The organism is Janthinobacterium sp. BHSEK (assembly GCF_056174685.1).
In genome coordinates, this window is record NZ_JBWBYV010000012.1 from 266,073 (window position 1) to 285,335 (window position 19,263).

A 19,263-nucleotide genomic window follows, 5' to 3' on the forward strand; every position below is an offset into this window, starting at 1 on the left:
TTCAAAACAGAGCCGCCTCTTGCGCCGTGATGGCAGCGGGTCCCGTCTCAATCGCCGAGAACACGATGCTCGTACGGTCGCCGCTCGCCTCGCTGATGCTGATGTTTTTCACGAAGGCGCCGCCATCGAGGCGGATGCTGCCGATGGCCTTGGCCAGCGCCGGCTGGCGCGCCTTCAGCGCCACCTGCCAGGTCGCGCCGTCGATGCTGCCGTCGACTTCAAACAAGGTATCGAGCTGCGCCAGGTCGCCGGCCAGCAGCGAAAACAGCACGCTGTTGATCATCTTGACCACCGGTTCCGTCTTCGCGTCCAGGCGCATGGCCACGCGCTCGCCCTGGAAATGCACGATCTCGTCGCGCGTCAGCCGCAATGTATTGGGAAACGGATGCAAGGTGCGCCACAAGACGCCCTTGCCCGCCACCACGCAAAAGCGGCCATTCGACGCCAGCGCCTTCTTCATGCCGGCCAGCTGCTTGCTCTGATCGAAGCGGCCGCACAGCTGCTGCGGCTTGGCCAGCATGGCCTCGATCTTCGCCACCGGCGCGGCCGCGTGCAGCGGCGCCATCGCCAGCAGGCACACGCCCGCCAGCAGGATTTTGAGTTGTTTTTTCATGCGGACTTCAATCCCAGTTTTTCAAACAGTACGGGCGGCGAGGCAAAGCACATCTCGCCGCTGGCGATATCGACGGCCACCTGCGTCGTGCTGGCGCGGTTCAGGCGCTTGCCCGTCGCGCTGTCGCTGACCAGGTACTCGATCTTCAGGCGGTCTTCCCACTCCACCAGGTCGGCGCGCAGGGTCAGGCGCTGGCCAAAGGTGGCCGGCGCCACATAGCGCAAGTGCATGTCGATCACGGGCCAGGCATAGCCGGACGCTTTCATGTCGACGTAGTTGTAGCCGATGCTGTCGAGCAGCGCGCAGCGCACCACTTCGAGGTATTTCACGTAGCGGCCATGCCAGACGATCTCCATCGGGTCGAGGTCGAAGAACTGCACCTGCATCTCCACTTCGGCGTGCCAACGGCTGGGTGCGGCTTTCCTGCCGCGCACCTTATGCGTCTCAGTCATGCCCGGCTCCGTACAGTGGCCAGGCTTGTGCGCGCATGCGTTCGAGCAGCACGCGCAGGTCCGGATCGAGCCGGCGGTCTTCCTCGACGGGCGCGATATCGGCGGTCAGCGCCTCCATCATCGCCGCCAGCGCCGCTTGCGGCTGCACGTCGGGATTGACCTTGCAACGCAGCCAGACGCCCTGGCGCACGGTAATCAGCAGGGCCGCGGCGACCTGCTCGCACAGTTCCAGCACGCGCAGGCAATCGCGTGCGGCGATGGTGCCCATGCTGACCTTGTCCTGGTTATGGCATTCGGTCGAACGTGAAAAAACCGAGGCAGGCATGGTCAGCTTCAGCGCTTCGGCCGTCCAGGCGGAGGCGCTGATCTGCAATGCCTTCAGGCCGTGGTTGATGGCCGCGCGCGGGCCGGTGGCGCCCGACAGGTTGGCCGGCAAGCCCTGGTTGTAGCGGCTGTCGACCAGCAAGGCCATCTGGCGGTCCAGCAAGTCGGCCAGGTTGGCCACCGTGTTCTTCATGCTGTCCATGGCGAAGGCGATATGGCCGCCGTAGAAATGCCCGCCATGCAGCACGCGCTCGCCTTCGGCGTCGATGATGGGATTGTCGTTGGCGCTATTGAGTTCATTCTCGATCGACGAACGCAGCCACGGCAAGGCGTCGGCCAGCACGCCGATCACGTGCGGCGCGCAGCGGATCGAATAGCGGTCCTGCAGCCGCTTGCCGTTGCGTTCCCAGCTATCGGTGGGCAGATCGGCGCGCAGCCAGGCCGCCACTTGCTGCATGCCGGGATGCGGCTTGACGGAGAACAGGGTTTCATCGAAGTGGTGCGCGTTGCCATCGAGCGCAAACGAGGCCATGGCCGTGATGCGCGTCGTCAGGCGCGTCAGATACTCGGCGCGCTCATACGCCAGGCAGGCCAGCGCCGTCATGACGGCCGTGCCGTTCATGATCGCCAGGCCTTCCTTCGGACGCAGGTGCAGCGGCGTGATGCCCGCTTCGCGCAGCGCCTGTTCCGCCGGCACCTGTATCCCGTCGCGCCAGACTTCGCGTTCGCCGCACAGCACCGCCGCCAGGTAGGACAGCGGCGTCAGGTCGCCGCTGGCGCCGACCGAGCCTTCCGACGGGATCAACGGCAGCAGGCCCGCATCGAGCAGGCGCGCGATCTGCGTCAGCAGTGCCACGCTGACGCCGGAAAAACCCTTGGAGAGCGACGCCAGGCGCGTCGCCATGATGGCGCGCGTCTGCGCCGGCGTGAAGAATTCGCCCAGGCCGCAGCCGTGATAGGTGTACAGGTGGTGCGGCAGCTCGGCCACCAGTTCCGGCGGCACGGTCACGGTGCAGGAATCGCCGTAGCCCGTGGTCACGCCATAGATGGTGCCGTCCTCGCGCAGCAGGCGATCGAGGAAATCGGCGCCGCGCGCGATCGCCGCCAGAAAAACGGGGTCGCTGGACAGTTCGGCGCTGGCCCGGCCATGCGCGATGTCGGTAATGTCTTCGATGCGCAGGCGTTCGCGGTCGAAGCGGACGGCGCGCCGGGTGTTTTTCAGGTCAGCGAGGTGCATCGGGAGTATCCAATCTTGAAGTATCGGGGAGTTGCCAAAAATCGTAGAAGTTGAACCATTCGAGCGGCGCGCGCAGGCAATGGTGCTGCAGGCGCGCCGCATAGGCGGCCGCCAGTTCGGCCAGCATCGCCTCGCGTGCCTTGCGCGGCAGGTGCAGCGACTGGCGGAACAGTTCGAAATGGATTTCCGAGCGCTGGCCGATGCGCATGGAAAACAGCAAATACACGGGGCATTGCAGCACGCTGGCCAGCACATACGGACCGATCGGAAACGCGGCCGCCTGGCCCAGGAACGGCACCACGGCCACGCGCGGCTGCGGCGAGACGGGCACGCGGTCGCCGGCGATCACCACGAACTCGCCCTGCGCCACCTTTTCCGCCAGCAGCATGGCCGTGGCAGGCGTGATTTCCGTCACCTGCATCAGATTGAGCTGGCTGTCCGGATTGAGGCGCTCCAGCATGCGGTTGAACGCCGGCGCATGGCGCGTGTGCACGAGCACCGTCAGCTTCAGGCGCGGATTGCGCTGCGACAGTACGCGGCACAAATCCAGGTTGCCCAGGTGGGCGCAGATCAGCAAGGCGCCGCGCCCCTCGTCCAGGCAGCGGTTGACGCCAGCTTCGCCCTCGACGCCGTACAGGCTCACGCTACGCGTGTCGTACAGGCCACCCCATAGCAGCATCTTGTCGAGGATGGTTTCGGCAAACGCGGCGAAGTGCCGCAGCACGCTCAGGTTTGCCGGGCCGCTGCAGGCCGCGACGCGGCGCAGATAGCTGCGCGAGACGCGGCGCGCACGGGCATTCGTCAGCACGTACCAGGCCAGCACCGGATACAGCACGATACGGAAAGGCCAGCGGCCGAAGACGCGGCAGATCCAGAACAGCAGGCGCATGCCGGCCACGAAGCTGACTTCATTGAATCCGGACCAGTGTCCGCGCGGATGTTGCGGTGCCGCCGTCATCGCGTGCGCCAGTGGCGGGCCAGCAGGCGCGGTGCGCGCCACAGCATGCCGAAAAACAGACGCGCGTGCATGCGCGAAATGAGCACGTTGTCGCGCCACAGCTGGAAATGCGAGACGCCGTCGGTGGGATAGCCGACTTTCGTGGACAGATTCGCCATCTCCAGGCCATCCCAGTACAGGCGCACCAGCACATCGGTGTCGAAATTCATGCGCAGGCCCAGCTGGCGCCTCTCCGCCAGGGCTGCCAACGGCGCCAGCGGATAGACGCGGAAACCGCACATGGAGTCGCGGATCTGCAGCGACAGGGTATTGATCCATACCCAGATATGCGTGGCATAGCGGCCGTAATAGCGCGCCTTCGGCACCGAGGCGTCGTACACGGGGTAGCCGACCACCACCGCCGTCGGCGTGGCCTGCGCCTGCGCCAGGAAGCGCGGCACATCGTCCGTCTCGTGCTGCCCGTCGGCATCGATCTGCAGCGCATGGCTGTAGCCGTGCGCATGCGCGTGGCGGCAGCCGGTCAGCACCGCCCCGCCCTTGCCCTGGTTATGCGCATGGCGCAGCAAGGTCACGCGCGACGGGTGCTCGGCGGCCAGCGCATCCAGGGTGCGCGCGCCGGCGTCGGCGCTGCCATCATCAACGAGGATCAGCGGCACGCCATGCGGCAGCAGGCGCCGCACCACGGCGCCGATCGCCTGTTCATGGTTGAACACGGGGATCACGATGCAGGGGCGAAAACGCACTTCAGTCACTGCGGGCTCCGGCGCGGCCGAAACGCAGCAGCGAGTGGCAATAGCCGATGCCATCGCGCGTGGTCAGCAATTCCAGGCCGGCCTCTTGCGCCAGGCGGATATAGTCGGTGCTCTGGTAAATCTTGCTGTTCCCACTGGCCATGGCCGTGAAGTACGGCGAAGTATTGATCAGGCAGTAGGCGGCGATATCGTACTGCTGGCGGTCCCAGAAGGTATCCATGATCAGCACCTGGCCGTTCGGGCCCAGCGCCTGCGCCACGCGGCGCAGGATGCTGGCAATCGCCGGCTCGGAAAAACAGCTGAGGAATTGGCTCATCCAGATCAAGTCCATGCCGGCCGGCAGCGGCGCCGCATCGTCGAGCAGGTCGCAGGCGTGCAAGTGGGCGCGCTCGCGCACGCCCGCATCGGTCAGGGTCCGGTCGGCTACCGCCAGTTGGCGCTCCAGGTCAACCAGATGCAATTCCACGCCCGCATGGTAGGCCAGTGCGGCGCTGGCAAACTTGCCCGTATTGGCGCCGATGTCCATGATGCGGTGCGGCGCCGTGGCGAAGACATCCGGGAATATCTCCGGGAAGGACGTATCCGAATAATGGTGATCGAAGGCGAACCAGCTGCCCTTGGCCGGCTCCGAAAGGGCCGACAGGCCTTGGTACAGGGTGGGCCAGTCGCCCAGCGCGGCCAGTCCCAGCGGCTGCTCGGCGTCGAGCGAACGGTCCAGGTCGAACAAGCCCTGATAGCAGACGTCGTGCATAAAGTCCAGGTTGACCTGGGTGATGCTGTCCGTCAGCATGCAAAAACCGACCTTATCGAGCACATACGCGCCATCGCGCAGCGAGACGACGCCGGCCGACAGGCACGATTCGAGCGCCACCTTCAACGCATACTCCGTCCAGCGGCCGCTGGCGGCCATGTCGGCAATCGTCAGGCCGCTGTGGCCCGTGTCGGCCAACGCCTGCAGCATGCCGCGCTTCCAGGCATAGCGCACGCATTGAAAGACGACGGGGCCGAAAGCGATTTTTTGCGCCTCGAAACGGGCGGCAAAGGCGGTCTGGCGTTCGGGTGAGAATTTTTTATCTAACATGCGCTCGCTGCTGGAGTGGGTGTATCGGCGCAGCCACCGGAAACGGCAGCGGCATTCGGGTGAAACAGGATGCGGCCACTGGCATGCTGGCCAACGTCCGACAGATAACGAAACTGCAGGCTGGCCTTGGGCGCGTCATACTCGAGCGCCAGCCGCACGGGCCGGTCCGGCAGCACCGGCTGCTGGAATTTCAGGGCATGCATGGCGCGGAACTGCGCGGGCAGGTGCAGGTACCGGCGCGCAAAGTGCAGCGCCCACTCCACCTGCACCACGCCAGGCAGCAAGGGCGCGCCCGTGAAATGGCCATCGAAATAGAACAGGTTCGCCGGCACCCGCAGCTCGAACAGCAGACGTGGCGTGTCGCCTTCGGCCGAGCGCTCGATCAGCTGCGCATGCGGCAGCCGGGGTTTCTCCAACAGGGCCAGCAGCAGCGCATGCGTCGTCTTGCCCTGCGCATTGATGGGCAGTTGTTCCAGGTAGCGCCAGCGGCGCGGCAAGGCAACGGCGTCGACCTGTCCAGCGAGCGCCAGTTGCAGCCGGCGGTTCATGGCCAGCTTGCCTTCTGCCTCGAACAGCGCGCGGCCGGCTGCGCTGCAGACAATAAAGGCGGCCACCTTCTGGCGCTCGCCCGCCGGCGCGTCGCACAGCAGCACTCTTGCCTCGGCCACCTGCGGGGTGGCCAGCAAGGCCGTCTCGATGGCGCTCAGGGAAATGCGCTTTTCCTCGATCTTCACGATGCGATCGCAGCGTCCCAGCAGCTGGAAGCGTCCCGGCGCGGTTTCGCGCGCGCGGTCGGCCAGGCACAGCCAGCCCTCGTCGGCCAGATGCGCCGAACGCACTTCCAGCGCGCCGTTGTCCAGCAGGCGCCAGTCCACGCCGGGAAAACCCTGCCAGCTCTCGTCGTCAGGGCGCTCTGGCACGCGCTGGCGCCAGGCTACGCCGCCAGTCTCCGAGCTGCCATAGATTTCGCGCGGCACGCGGCCCAGCAAATGCCCCGCCGCCAGCGCGCTGTCCAGGGCCAGCGGCCCGCCCGAGGAAAACACGGCGCGCAACTGCGCGCGGGCGCCGGACCAGTCGATGTGTTCCGGCAGGCGTTTCAGGTGCGCGGGACTGGCGGCCAGCACGCACGGACCGCGCGCCAGCAAGGCGGCCAGCTGTTCCGGGTAATCCACGCTGTGCGCATGCACGGCACGCCCGGCAGCCAGCGGCCACAAGACCTTGAACAGCAAGCCGTAGATATGCTGGTGCGAGACGGTGGCGACGACGGCCGCGCCATCGGCGTGTTCGCCAAACAGCTGCTCCAGCGTGACCACCTCGCTGGCCAGTTGTGAGAGTTTTTTCGGGATGGCTTGCGCCGCACCCGTGCTGCCGGATGTGTACACCACCAGCGCCGGGAAATCGTCGGCAAGCTGCATCCACGTACGCTCGGCAAGGCTGTCCGATGGCAGCGGCAGCGGCGCATGCGCGGCCGGGAACTGCCCCAGGAACCCGTCCACCGACGCAGCCAGCGAGGCGCAGCTGACCGGCAGGGTATCGGCCGTCAGCCAGATGGTCTTGCCTGCCTGCCAGGCGCCCAGCAAGGCGGCGCCAAACTCGATGCTGTCATCGAGGTACAGGGCAAAATGACGGCCAGGCTGGCGCTCCAGCATGCCGGCCCAGGCGGTCATGCGCGCCGCAAAGTGGGCGCAATCGAGCGCGGCGCCATCGCGCCAGCCAACAGGCATGGCCGACGAGCGGTCGAGCATGGACAGCGCGAGGCGGGCAAGGGAATCGATCGGAGAGTGGGTTTCCGGCATGAGGGCTTCAGGCATGGTGCAAACGTTTAAAACGCAGGCGGACGAGATACTCGCCGCCAAATAACAGGGCCATCAGGACGTATGCGACGACGCCCGTGTACAGCGACCAGACGGCTTCGCTGGCCCAAAGCGCCGTGCCCAGCGCGATGCCGCCATTGACGATGAAAAAAACGCACCAGACCTGCGTCACGCGGCGCGTGTAGCGCACGGCCGCCGGCGGAAAGTCCTTCTCGCGCAGGCGCGCCAGGCGCTCCACCACGGATGGCGGCGCCCACAGGCTGTAGCCGAAGGTGGCCAGCAAGACGACGTTGACCAGCACCGGATACAACTTCAGCGGCAACAGCAGGTTGCTCCACAGGGCGATGGCGGCCAGCAGCAGCGCGGCGACCACCGACCAGCGCGCAGCGCGCTGCAGCTTCAGCGCGGGCAGGCGGCAGGCGACGGCCAGCAACAGCAGCAGCGCCAGCCAGCGCGGCTCGACCTGGCCGTAACCGAACCAGATCGCCAGCGGATACAGTACGGTCAGCAGCAACGCGACGGCATTGAGCAGCACGCGTTATGCCGCCTGTTCCGACACCGACATCGCGCGCAACGCTTCGACCACATCGTCGATGGTGCGAATGGTCTTGAAGACTTCCGGCTGCAGGCGCTTGCCCGTCAGCTGCTTCAGCTTGACGGCCAGATCGACCGCGTCGATGCTGTCGATATCGAGTTCGGCATACAGATTCGACTGCGGCGTCAGCGCCGCCGGATCCAGTTCGAACATTTCAGCCAGCAGTTGCACCACCCATGCGTACAGTTCCTCGCGGTTCATTGCGCTCATATCTACCATTTTGCTGCTCCTTACTTCTTTCTGTGAGTGTCAACCAGCGCCGCCAGCGCCCGTACCGAGGCAAAGTGGCGGCGTGTATCGGCCGAATCGGCCGACAGGGAAATGCCGTACTTTTTTTGCAGGGCGACGCCCAGTTCCAGCGCATCGATCGAATCGAGTCCCAGGCCCTCGACAAACAGGGGCGCATCCGTATCGATATCGGCAGCACTCATGTCTTCCAGCTGCAGCGCCTCGATGATCAGTTCCTTCACTTCTTGTTCAAGCATGTTGTTCCTGTTTCCCGCTAAAGTAATGTTGCAAATGAGTGGTCAAGGTACGCGCCGCCATCACGTCGCTGGCGCCACCGCCGGTAAACTCGCCGATCGCCAGGTCGTCCTGCACGGCGATCTCGAAATGCGCACGGCGGGCCGGCACGCGCCACCATGGTTCGCCCTTGCCCAGGGTCCTGGGCAGGCAACGGATCAGCACGGGCGTCACGTCGCGGCGGCCGCGCACGGCGATATTGGCCGCGCCCCGCTTCAGCACGACCTCACCGCTGCATGGCGTGCGCGTGCCTTCCGGAAAAATGATCAGGTTATTGCCGCTTTCCAGCGATGCCAGGCAGGCGTCCACCAGTTCGGCGCCGCCCGTGTTATTGATATAGCCTGCCGCGCGCACGGGACCGCCCGTAAACGGGTTATTCCACAAATCGGACTTGACGATGCAATCGGCCTGCTTGACATACGCCATCAGGAAAATCGTGTCGATCAGGGTCGGATGATTGGCCAGGATCAGCAAGCCGCCGCGTTCCAGCTTGTCGAGACCGCGCAAGTCATAGCGCAGCACACCAAGAAAACGCATCAGGCCGATATACAGGCGAAAACTCCAGCGGATGATGGCGCGCGCGCAGGCAATGCGTGTCTCGCGCCGCCACACCAGCACCTGCAGCACGGGGAACACCAGCACGCGCAGCAGCAAGCCACCAAGACCGAAGGCGGCAAAACTGACCGCGGTCGCGATGGTACGCCAGCCTATCGAGATACCGGTGCGGACAGCCTCCAGCTTACGCATGGCGGCTCCAGCGCCATGCCTGGCGGTTGGCCGCATGCTCGAACGTGCGGGTCCCGCCGAGCATGAATCGCAACACGGCCAGGCTGCCAGGCATGCCGCCAGAGCCCACCGCCAACGCGTCATCGCTGCCGCGGGTGCGCCACGTCAAACTAAAAGCGGCGCCAGGGGCTGCCTCGGCCTGCAGCAGCCAGGCAAACGCATGCGGCTGCTCATGGCAATCTTCAAAGGCCTCGAATGGATCCGGCAAGGGACACTCCGCCAGCACAAGCAATACCTGCGCCGCGCCATCGGCCAGCAAGCCGCACGCCTCGATCACCGCAGCCTCGAGGCTGGCCGCACCGGCGGCAATGGCCAACTGATTCGCCGTATCGGCGCGGGCGATGGAAAACAGACCGGCGCTGGCGTTATGCACGGCCATGCCGAACGCCGTCGGCGACAGGGGGTCGCCCTGGATCAGCGCCGACAGCAGTTCGACGGCGCGCGCCACCTCGCCATGACGAGAACAGAAGACGAGCGGAATATCGCGCTGTTCGCCGAGGCAAGTGTACGCCACCTCGAGCGCCATCTTGCCCAACTGGCCAGCACGGCGGCGCAGCATCGGCGCCATCGCGCGCACGCCAGGCTCGCCGGCGACGGCTATTGGCGCGACGGGCAAGGTGCATTGCGCCCACGCTTGCCATTGCTCCGGTGCTTCCAGGCCTGGCGCCCAGGCGGCATGTCTGATAATTGAAAAACGGACACCATCGGTGCGCATATACATTTTCCTGAGCTCAAAAAAAGGGCGAACTCACGTCAAAACTGCGCAAAAAGCCCCGCCGGCGTTCTTTTCAAATTATAAACGAAGGAAGTAAAAATAACTAAAATAAATGGCCATGGAGCAACTTTTTAAATGCAAATACAAAAAATTACGTTTTAAAGAATACCCCGTTCGAGTTACTATTTGTAACACTCCCATCCATTATCTACCAATGGAAATCGGCACTCTCCCGCAAACCGCCGGCATTCCAGGAAACGGTGTATTTTTATCAATGAGTAAAACAAGCTGCGCATGCCTGCCTTCAGAGCGTTGTTTTTAGATAACACCTGCTGTGTGGCGCAGCAGCGCGGCAAGCGCGGCCATCGGGCATGATTGCCCCGCGCGCCGCCGAGACGGAAAACCCAAAACAACCGCTATCCACATATTGCCAGCACATGGCGACGGCAATGCGCCCGCATGCGTCGGTGGCGATTAAAGCGGCTGCGCAGCAAAGGCAATACAGAGCGATTGCTTTATGCCAGTTCCCGCAGGCAGATTCAACTCTGGCGGCGCTGTTTTGGCAGCATGAGAAAAGAATGGGCCGATCAGCCATACTGGCACCGGCATGCGCGCCGCGTGAAGGGCCGTGGCGATGGGCTCGCCCGGAGGCAAGGTCTTGTGGCCGCCAGCACCAACATGAGCATGGTGCCGAGGGCAACGCTGGCGATGCGGCAAGGCGCCGCATGCAGGAAGGGGGCCGAAGCGGGCAGATGACCCCGGCCACCACGGCACCCTTAAAACACCCAGAGTTTATCGGCCGGCATGTGCAGCCAGTACTTGCCCGCTTCGAGCTTGTGGCGCGAATACGCGCGCAGGCTGATGTTCTCGGCGCCGCCGCGCTCGAACAGGCATTCCCAGCGGTCGCCCAGGTACATGCACGTCAGCAGCGGCAGCTCGATGGCGTTGTCCACCTGCGTGGCGCTGATCTTCACTTCCTCGACGCGTATCATCGTCGTCACTTGCGTGCCCACGTTGGCGCCGCGCGCCACGCCCTGCATGGAGGCGCCGTCGACCAGCAGGCGCACCTGGCTGCCGTCGCGCTGCACCACCTTGCCGGGCAGGCGGTTGTTGCTGCCCATGAATTCGGCCGTAAACAGGGTGTCCGGCGTTTCATACATGCTTTGCGGCGTGCCCTGCTGCTCGATCTTGCCGTTATTGAGCAACAGGATGCGGTCGGAAATGGCCATCGCCTCGCCCTGGTCATGCGTCACCATCAGCGCGGACAAGCCCAGGCGCACGATCAGCTCGCGCAGGAAGGCGCGCGCTTCCTCGCGCAGCTTGGCGTCCAGGTTCGACAGCGGTTCGTCGAGCAGGATCACGGGCGGGTTGTACACCAGCGCGCGGGCGATCGCCACGCGCTGCTGCTGGCCGCCGGACAGCTGGTGCGGATAGCGTTCGCCCAGGTGCCCCAGGCCCAGCTGCGTCAGCACTTCCTTGATGCGCGCGGCGATTTCCGTGCTGCTCATCTTGCGCAATTTGAGGCCATAGGCGACGTTGTCGAACACGGTCTTGTGCGGCCACAGCGCGTACGACTGGAACACCAGTCCCAGGTTGCGGTGCTCGGCCGGCATCTCGAAGTGCTGCGCGCCGTCGAAGACATTGCGCTCGCCGATCTGGATCGTGCCCGCCTTCGGGCTTTCCAGTCCGGCTACGGCGCGCAGCAAGGTGGTCTTGCCGCTGCCCGAAGGCCCCAGCAGGGCGACCACTTCGCCTTTTTTCAGGTGCATCGAGACACCCTTCAGGATCTGGTTGGCGGCAGCGCCGGTGCCGTAGTCCAGGTGCAGTTCATTGACGGTCAATTCATTCATGATGTGGTCTCATTTTCTAATTAGTTATGCAACTTCACGCCGAAGCGCAGCGCGATGCCCAGGCCGATGGCCACCAGGGTGATATTGATGAAGGACAGCGCCGCCACCAGGTCGGTCGAGCCGCCCGCCCACAGCGACACCAGCATGGCGCCGATCACTTCCGTGCCCGGCGAGAGCAGGTACACGCCCGTCGAATATTCGCGCTCGAAGATCAGGAACACCATCAGCCAGGCGCCCAGCAAGCCGTACTTGATCAGCGGCAGGGTGACGTCGCGCGTCACCTGGCCGCGGCTGGCGCCGACGGCGCGCGCCGCCTCTTCCAGTTCCGGCCCCACCTGCAGCAGCGCCGTGGAAATGAGGCGCATGCCGTAGGCCATCCACACCACCGAATACGCGAGCCACAGGGCGAAGATCGTCGAGCGCAGTTCGCGCAGCACGGGAATCACATGGCCGCTCAGCCACAGGGCCACGCCGTTGTCCATGCCTTTCAATATGCCGTCGAGCCAGGCCGGCACGAACAGGAACACCCACAGGAACGACAGGCCTGCCAAGAGGCCCGGCACGGCGCGCGGCACCAGCACGCTGTAGTCGAGCAGGCGCGTGATGCCGTCCGCCTTGCGGTGCATGGCCAGCGCGATGAAGCTGTAGCAGCCCACGGCCAGCGCGCCGCCGACGACGCCGATCAGGATGGTGTTGACGATGCCGCGCACCAGCGACGGCTGGTCGAAAATGTCGCGGAAATGCTGCAGGGTCAAGACGTCGGCCAGGTGCACGCCCTCGCCCCAGTACTGCACGAAGGAGCGCAGCACGATGCCCGTCAACGGCAGGATGATGGTGAAGATCAGCCAGCCGGCCAGCAAGGCGAACGCCAGCCACTTCCAGCGGCCCAGCGGCATGGCCTTGCTGCGCGCGCCCTTGCCCTTGATCGATACATACTTGTTGGCCGATTTCAGCAGCCAGCGCTGTATCATCACCAGCGGCATGGTCACCATCACCAGGCAGACGGCGACGGCGGCCATCAGGTGGTAGGACGGGGTACCGAGCTTGTTCGTCAGCTTGTACAGATAGGTCGGCAGCACCAGGTGGCCTTCCGGATCACCGAGCACCAGCACCAGGCCGAACACCTCGAAGCCGAGGAAGAACACCAGCACGCCCGCATACGCCAGGGCCGGCATGATCATCGGCAGCGACACATTGAGCATCACCTGCACCGGCGAGGCGCCGGCCACGCGGGCCGCCTCCTCCACGTCCGAACCCAGGCTTTTCAGCGCCGACGAGGCGTACAGGTAGACGTGCGGCACGTGCGTCAGGCCGGCGATGATGACGATGCTGGTGAACGAATAAATATTCCAGGGCACGAAGCCGAGCAGCTCCTTGGCCCAGATCGAATAGAAACCCACGGGGCCCATCGAGACGACGTAGCCAAAGCCCATCACCATCGGCGACACAAAGATCGGCACCAGCAGCATGGGCGCCACCCAGCCGCGGCCCGGCAAATCCGTGCGCACCATCAGGAAGGCCAGCATGCCGCCCAGCGGCACGGCGATCACCGTCAGGCCGCAGGCGAGCATCAGGCCATTCTTGAAGGCCATGGAGAAATCGGGATCATCGAAGATGAAACGGTAAGAGTCAAAGCCGAATTCGCGCACGGGCATGAAAAACGGCGCGTTCAGAAAGCTCTGGTAAAAAATCAGGAACAGCGGCAGGAAAATGGCGACCAGCGTGATCGCCACGACCACGCCGCGCGGCCAGTTCAGGCGAGACAAGGGAGAGCGCGACCGTGCAGGCAGCGGCAAGATGGCAGTTTGCATGATGAATCCAATGAATGAAGGGTGCGGCATCCGTCCGCGGGCATGTGCCTGCGGACGGCCAGGACGGCCTGGGTACGATTCCTACTTTTTGCCGGCGGTCTCTTTCCACTGCTTCAGGAAGGCCATGCGCTTGGCAGGTCCCAAAAATTGCAGGATGATCGGATGCACGGGAATCGGCTTGACGTTGGCCGCGCCGATTTCCTTGATCAGGTCGGCCGATGTCGTTTCGCCCGTGACGTCGGCGCGGATGGCGAACAGCTTGGCGCCGTTGGCGATGATGGTCTGGCCGCGGTGCGACAGGATGTAGTCGAGCCACAGCTTGCTGGCGTTGACGTTCTTCGCATTCTTGTTGATGAACTGCACGCGCGACAGGATCAGGGTGTAATCCTTGGGCAGCACCACGCCGATCGACGGGTCGGTCTTGGCGCGCACCAGGGCGTAGGAACCCAGCACGTTATAGCCGATCAGGTTTTCACCCGACGAAATGCGCTCCATCATGGTGCCCGTCGACGACTGCACGCGCACCTTGGCCACGCCAAACGCATTTTGCAGCGCCAGGAATTGCGGATACTCCTTGGCGTCCTGCGACATGAACATGAAGCCCACGCCCGACTTCTCGATGTCGTAGGTGGTGACCTTGTCCTTGAACTTCGGCGTGGCGATCAGCTTGACGAAATCGTCGTGGTTCTTCGGCACTTCCTTCGGGTCGAGCAGGCGCTTGTTGTAGACGATGGCGGCCGGCTCGAACGTGGTGCCGTAGGCCTGGTCGTCCCACATGGCCCAGCCGGGGATCTTCGCCGCTTCGACCGACTTGTATTTCAGGGCGTAGCCGTCGGAGGCCAGGCGCATCTGCAAGTCCATCGCCGACGACCACATCACGTCGGCCGTATTGCCGCCGGCGGCCACTTCGGAAATGAAGCGGTTGTACACTTCGGTGGAATTCATGTCGTTGTATTCGACCGAGATGCCCGGATACAGCGTGCTGAAATCCTTGATCAGCGGCGCGGCCGCCTTGCTGTCGGTGGCGCTGTAGATCACCACCTTGCCTTCCTTCTTGGCCGCGTCGATGATCTTCTGGTAGTCGGCCGGATAACCTGCCGGCACCTGGGCGAAAGCGGCGCCGGCGGTACCCGCGAAAGCGGCGGCCAGGGCGATGGCGAGAATGGTCTTGGTTTGCATGGTTTGTCTCCGTCTGTGATTGTTGTATGGTTTGCTATTGGCTTCAGCGCATCAGGCCCAGTTCGGCGGCCTGCCTGGAATAGCGCTCGACTGCCTGGTTCACGTACTGCGTCAATTTGTCGCCCGTCAGCGCGAACGGATACATGCCCGCCTGCGTGCGCCACTGGGCAAACTGCGGCGTGGCCATGGCGCGATCAAAACTGGCCACCCAGCGCTGATAATCCGCCTCCGGCACCTGTGGCCCCATCCACACGCCGCGGATGATGGGCCACACCACGTCGATGCCCTGCTCGCGCGCCGTCGGCACGCCCGCCAGCACGCCGGGCAGGCGCTTTTCCGACAGCACGGCCAGCACGCGCGCATGGCTGTCGCCCGCGTTCAGGGTCGCTTCCGACGTGTCGCCCGACATCACCTGCACGTAATCGGCCTGCATGGCCGTGAATATCTCGCCGCCGCCTTCCAGCGCCACGAAGCGCAGCACTTTCGGGTCGATGCCGGCCTGGCGCGCCACCAGCGCCATCTTCAGCCAGTCCTGGCTGCCGATGGTGCCGGACACGCCGATCAGTACCTTGTCGGGGTGGCGCTTGAGCGCGGCGATCAGGTCCGCCAGGGTCTTGTAGGGGGAGTCGCTGCGCACGGCGATCATGCCGTAGTCGGCGCCCAGCGCCGCCACCCAGCGCACGTCGCCCGTCTTGGCGTTGCCGAACTTGCCCTGCGCCAGGTTCAGCAGCGAGCCGCCCGAAAACACCACCAGGGTGTTGGCCTCGGCACGCCGGCGCTGCGAGCCCATCGAGCGCCACGCCACCGCACCGATGCCGCCGGGCAGATAGCTGATGCGCACAGAGGACGCGAACGGCGCCGCCGCCGCCGGATCGGGCTGCAGCAGCCCTTTCTGCGCCAGCTTGCAGGTCAGGTCCATGGCGCCGCCCGGCTTGGACGGCACCACGCAGTCGACTTCAGGCGCGGCGGCTGTTGCCGGCGCGGGCAGCTGCGCGGACAACAGCAGCAGCGGCAGGAACGCGGTGCGCAGCATCGTCATGGCTTAGAAGCGGTGCTGGATGCCGGCGATCAGGCCGCGCTGCGTGTCGCCGAAACCGGCGTCGTCACGCGACAGGCTGACCAACTGGTTGTGCTTGGCCTTGGCGTAGGCGCCGGCCACATACAGGTCGGTGCGCTTGGACAGGGCATAGCGCACGCGCGCCACGTACATGATCGGATCGGCATCGAGGTTGGCGGCCACGTTTTTCACGTCCTGGTAGTAGATCACGCCCGTCAGGGTGATCACCGGCGTGGTCTTGTAGCTGACGCCGCCCCAGTACAGGGTACCGCGCACGTCGGCCTTGCCGGAGGCAGCCGGATCGAGCTTGTAGTCGCGCGCCGCCGCCTGCACTTTCCACGGGCCGTCGTCATACATGGCGCCCAGGTGGTACACGCTGGTCTTGTCGCGCGCGCCGCCGGCGATGGCGTTGCCGTTCACCCGCTCATACGTGGCCAGCAGGCTGACAGGACCCGTCTTGTAGGTGACGGCCGTGGACAGCTTGGCGCTGTCCGAGCTGCCCGTCGACTGTTCGCCGAAGCCGTACGATGCGCCGTAGCTGAAGTCGCCCGTCTTGCCCGAGTACTTGACCATGTTGTCGAAGGCCGTCGTCATGCCGTACTTGCTCGGGCCCGTCGCGTTGGCCGAGGTGGCCCACGAATAGAAAGGCGCATAGGCCATCGGATCGAACGGCAGCACGAAGTCGTACACGGTGGTAAACGAGCGGCCCAGCACGACGCGGCCAAACGCGCCTTCCAGGCCCACGTTGGCCTGGCGCTTGAACAGCGCGCCGTCGGCCGCGCCCGTATCGACCAGGATGCCGCCTTCCAGATTGAAGACGGCTTTCAGGCCGCCGCCCAGGTCTTCGCTGCCCAGGATGCCCCAGCGCGAGGTGTTCATGCCGCCGGAACTCACCTGCGTCATCGAGCTTTTGTTCGGACCGGCGTTGCTGGTGTTGCTGATGCCGGCGTCCAGGCGGCCGTACAGGGTGACGTTCGACTGGGCGTGGGCGCTGCCGGCCATGGCGAGTAACGCCATGGCGGCCAGCGGGAATGCGGATTTCTTCATGTAGAGTGTCTCCCTTAGATATAGTTATTGGTGATATGCCTGATCAACTTCATGAATCAGGATCACACTATATGATCGCGATCCTTTCAATTCGCTTTCAGACTGACAGGTGTCGCCGGACAGCCACAAGGGGAACAGACATATTCATCGCCGCCCCTGTCGGTGCGGCGCCGGCGGGCTTACACTGTATCGTTTCAAACGAATGGCGGAGACCATGCGCATATTATTAGTGGAAGACCATCTGGAGCTGTCGCACTGGCTGGCAAAGGCCCTGCGCGACGCGCACCTGACGGTGGAGACCGCCCACAACGGCGCCGATGCCGACGCCCTGCTGCATACGCAGGAGTATTCGCTGGTGCTGCTCGACCTGACCTTGCCGAAGATGGACGGCCTGGACGTGCTGCGCCGCCTGCGCGCGCGCGGCGGCACGCGCGGCAAGACTCCCGTCATGATACTCACGGCGCGCGGCGGCCTCGATGAAAAAGTGCAGGGCCTGAACCTGGGCGCGGACGACTACATGGCCAAGCCGTTCGAACTGGCCGAACTGGAAGCGCGCGTAAAAGCCCTGCTGCGCCGCAGCCAGGGCAACGAAGCGCTCGTGCACACCTGCGGCGCCCTCAGTTTCGACACCGTCACGCGCATGTTCAGCTATCGCGGAGCGGCGCTGGCGCTGACGCCGCGCGAACACGCCGTGCTCGAAGCGCTGATCACGCGCTCCGGGCGCGCCGTGTCGAAGGAAAAGCTGTTCGACGAAGTCTTCGCGCTGGCCGACGACGCCAACCTGGACGCCATCGAACTGTATATCCACCGCGTGCGCAAGAAACTGGAAAGCGGCGTGGAAACCGGTTCGCCCGACGGCGCCGTCATCACCACCCTGCGCGGCATCGGCTACCTGCTGCAGCCGCGCAGCGCGATGGCCCCCGCCGCGTCAAAATGACCGTGCGCGCCCCACGCCCGCCCCTGTTCGAGCGCCTGCGCCGGCGCTGGGCGCAGGGGCGGCCGCTGGGCAGCCTGCGCAGCCAGCTGCTGCGCTGGCTGCTCATCCCGCTGGTGATGCTGGTGCTGCTCGATGCCGTCTTTGTGTACCGCAACGCGCTCGACGCGGCCGACATGGCCTACGACCGCTCCCTGCTGGCGTCGACGCGGGCACTGGCCGAGCGCGTCTCCATCGTCGGCGGCAAGGTGGTGGCCGAAGTGCCCTACGTGGCGCTCGACAGCTTCGAGACCGACACCCTGGGCCGCATCTACTACAAGGTCACGGGCATCAACGGCGAGCTCGTGTCGGGCTACGGCGACTTGCCGCCCGTGCCGAAGAACGTGCCCCGCTCGCAGAATTATCCGGCCCTGGTGCGCTTCTACCATGCCGACTACCACGGCAAGCCGATCCGCATCGCCGCCCTGCTGCAGCCCGTGTATGACGACTCGATGCGCGGCATCGCCCTGATCCAGGTGGCCGAAACGCTGGACGCGCGGCGCGGCCTGTCGAACCAGATCCTGTTCGACACCCTGATCTGGCAGGCGGCGATGGTGCTGGTGATGGGCGCCCTCGTGTGGTTTGCCGTGCGCCTGGTGCTGCGCCCGCTGATGCGCTTGAAAATGGAAGTCGAGACGCGCACCCTGTCCGACCTGTCCGACGTCGATCCCACCCTGGTGCACAAGGAAATGCGCCCCCTGGTGAGCGCCATGAACGGTTCCATGTCGCGCCTGCAGCAGCTGATCGCCAGCCAGCGCCGCTTCATCGCCGACGCCTCGCACCAGCTGCGCACGCCGTTGACGGTGCTGAAAACCCAGGCCGAACTGGCCATGCGCGAATGCGACCGCCAGGCGGGCGCGCCGCCGGACGCCGCCGCCCTGCGCGACATCGTGCGCTCGATCGCCGTCACCACCGATTCGACCGTGCTGCTGGCCAACCGCCTCCTGACCCTGGCGCGCATCGAGCATGGCGGCGACAGCCTGGCCATGGACACGGTCGCGCTGCGCGACGTGGCGCAGCAGGTGGGACTGGAAATGGCCATGGCCGCCGTCGGCAAGCATATCGACCTGTCGCTGGAAGCGCCCGACGAAGCGCCCGTGCATGGCCAGGCCCTGCTGCTGCATGAACTGGTGGCCAACCTGGTCGACAACGCCCTGCGCTACACGCCGCAGGGCGGCAGCGTGATCCTGCGCGTGCGCGCGGCGCAGGCAGCGAACGGACGCGAGCACGGCGCCGTACTGGAAGTGGAAGATAGCGGCAAGGGCATCCCGCCGGCCGAGCGCGAACGCGTGTTGACGCCGTTCTACCGGGTGGGCGCGGCGCTCGAGAGCAACCCGGGCGGCGCCGGCCTGGGCCTGGCCATCGTGCGCGACATCGCCGCCCTGCACGGCGCGCGGCTGGAACTGGCCACGGCGGCGAATGGGCATGGATTGAAAGTTGGCGTGTATTTCGCCCAGGCGCCAGTCGGTGCTAAGATCGCGCCCTGAGATTTTAAGG

At 65.0% G+C, this 19,263-nt stretch carries 19 protein-coding genes; 2 read left to right on the plus strand and 17 right to left on the minus strand.

The window, feature by feature from the left end; all coding sequences use genetic code 11:
- Position 1 precedes the first annotated feature (1 nt).
- The 17 genes from AC0V2Y_RS05865 to AC0V2Y_RS05945 all read right to left on the minus strand — a co-directional run bounded on the left by AC0V2Y_RS05865 (position 2) and on the right by AC0V2Y_RS05945 (position 16,793).
- The gene (locus AC0V2Y_RS05865) at positions 2-613 is read right to left on the minus strand and encodes a LolA family protein (RefSeq protein ID WP_475415532.1); all 612 of its coding nucleotides are present in this window, start codon (positions 611-613) and stop codon (positions 2-4) included.
- A complete protein-coding gene (locus tag AC0V2Y_RS05870; protein WP_475415533.1) occupies positions 610-1,065 on the minus strand; it encodes an acyl-CoA thioesterase in 456 nt (151 codons plus the stop codon). The genes AC0V2Y_RS05865 and AC0V2Y_RS05870 overlap by 4 nt, the downstream gene beginning before the upstream one ends.
- Positions 1,058-2,626, minus strand: coding sequence for an HAL/PAL/TAL family ammonia-lyase (locus AC0V2Y_RS05875; protein ID WP_475415534.1), 1,569 nt, complete (start codon positions 2,624-2,626; stop codon positions 1,058-1,060). The genes AC0V2Y_RS05870 and AC0V2Y_RS05875 overlap by 8 nt, the downstream gene beginning before the upstream one ends.
- Entirely contained in the window at positions 2,613-3,584 is a 972-nt protein-coding gene (locus AC0V2Y_RS05880; protein ID WP_475415535.1) for an LpxL/LpxP family acyltransferase, read from the minus strand. Before AC0V2Y_RS05880 ends, AC0V2Y_RS05875 begins: the two co-directional genes overlap by 14 nt.
- Positions 3,581-4,336, minus strand: a complete 756-nt coding sequence (locus AC0V2Y_RS05885) for a glycosyltransferase family 2 protein (RefSeq protein WP_475415536.1) — start codon at positions 4,334-4,336, stop codon at positions 3,581-3,583. The genes AC0V2Y_RS05880 and AC0V2Y_RS05885 overlap by 4 nt, the downstream gene beginning before the upstream one ends.
- A complete protein-coding gene (locus AC0V2Y_RS05890; protein ID WP_475415537.1) occupies positions 4,329-5,417 on the minus strand; it encodes a class I SAM-dependent methyltransferase in 1,089 nt (362 codons plus the stop codon). The genes AC0V2Y_RS05885 and AC0V2Y_RS05890 overlap by 8 nt, the downstream gene beginning before the upstream one ends.
- The gene (locus AC0V2Y_RS05895; protein WP_475415538.1) at positions 5,411-7,228 is read right to left on the minus strand and encodes an ApeI family dehydratase; all 1,818 of its coding nucleotides are present in this window, start codon (positions 7,226-7,228) and stop codon (positions 5,411-5,413) included. The genes AC0V2Y_RS05890 and AC0V2Y_RS05895 overlap by 7 nt, the downstream gene beginning before the upstream one ends.
- Positions 7,221-7,766, minus strand: coding sequence for a COG4648 family protein (locus AC0V2Y_RS05900; RefSeq protein ID WP_475415539.1), 546 nt, complete (start codon positions 7,764-7,766; stop codon positions 7,221-7,223). The genes AC0V2Y_RS05895 and AC0V2Y_RS05900 overlap by 8 nt, the downstream gene beginning before the upstream one ends.
- Positions 7,767-7,769: 3 nt before the next feature.
- Entirely contained in the window at positions 7,770-8,036 is a 267-nt protein-coding gene (locus AC0V2Y_RS05905; RefSeq protein ID WP_442908084.1) for an acyl carrier protein, read from the minus strand.
- Between the two features lie 20 nt (positions 8,037-8,056).
- Positions 8,057-8,311 (minus strand): phosphopantetheine-binding protein, encoded by a 255-nt coding sequence (locus AC0V2Y_RS05910; RefSeq protein WP_230541064.1) that lies wholly within the window; start codon positions 8,309-8,311, stop codon positions 8,057-8,059.
- Complete coding sequence (locus AC0V2Y_RS05915; RefSeq protein WP_475415540.1) at positions 8,304-9,095, minus strand: lysophospholipid acyltransferase family protein; 792 nt, start codon at positions 9,093-9,095, stop codon at positions 8,304-8,306. The genes AC0V2Y_RS05910 and AC0V2Y_RS05915 overlap by 8 nt, the downstream gene beginning before the upstream one ends.
- Positions 9,088-9,849 carry a beta-ketoacyl synthase chain length factor gene (locus tag AC0V2Y_RS05920; RefSeq protein WP_475415541.1) on the minus strand — a complete coding sequence of 254 codons (762 nt, stop codon included), beginning with the start codon at positions 9,847-9,849 and terminating at the stop codon, positions 9,088-9,090. Before AC0V2Y_RS05920 ends, AC0V2Y_RS05915 begins: the two co-directional genes overlap by 8 nt.
- A gap of 776 nt (positions 9,850-10,625) precedes the next feature.
- Complete coding sequence (locus AC0V2Y_RS05925; RefSeq protein WP_475415542.1) at positions 10,626-11,699, minus strand: ABC transporter ATP-binding protein; 1,074 nt, start codon at positions 11,697-11,699, stop codon at positions 10,626-10,628.
- Positions 11,700-11,719: 20 nt separating this feature from the next.
- Positions 11,720-13,510 (minus strand): ABC transporter permease, encoded by a 1,791-nt coding sequence (locus AC0V2Y_RS05930; RefSeq protein WP_475415543.1) that lies wholly within the window; start codon positions 13,508-13,510, stop codon positions 11,720-11,722.
- Positions 13,511-13,591: 81 nt separating this feature from the next.
- On the minus strand, positions 13,592-14,689 hold the full coding sequence (locus tag AC0V2Y_RS05935; protein WP_475415544.1) for an ABC transporter substrate-binding protein: 1,098 nt from the start codon (positions 14,687-14,689) through the stop codon (positions 13,592-13,594).
- A gap of 43 nt (positions 14,690-14,732) precedes the next feature.
- A complete protein-coding gene (locus tag AC0V2Y_RS05940) occupies positions 14,733-15,728 on the minus strand; it encodes a Bug family tripartite tricarboxylate transporter substrate binding protein (protein ID WP_475415545.1) in 996 nt (331 codons plus the stop codon).
- A gap of 3 nt (positions 15,729-15,731) precedes the next feature.
- Positions 15,732-16,793, minus strand: coding sequence for a porin (locus AC0V2Y_RS05945; protein ID WP_475415546.1), 1,062 nt, complete (start codon positions 16,791-16,793; stop codon positions 15,732-15,734).
- A gap of 214 nt (positions 16,794-17,007) precedes the next feature.
- On the opposite strand from AC0V2Y_RS05945, the gene AC0V2Y_RS05950 reads away from it, so the two are divergent.
- A complete protein-coding gene (locus AC0V2Y_RS05950) occupies positions 17,008-17,730 on the plus strand; it encodes a response regulator (RefSeq protein WP_475415547.1) in 723 nt (240 codons plus the stop codon).
- Positions 17,727-19,253 carry a sensor histidine kinase N-terminal domain-containing protein gene (locus tag AC0V2Y_RS05955; protein ID WP_475415548.1) on the plus strand — a complete coding sequence of 509 codons (1,527 nt, stop codon included), beginning with the start codon at positions 17,727-17,729 and terminating at the stop codon, positions 19,251-19,253. The genes AC0V2Y_RS05950 and AC0V2Y_RS05955 overlap by 4 nt, the downstream gene beginning before the upstream one ends.
- Positions 19,254-19,263: the final 10 nt, after the last annotated feature.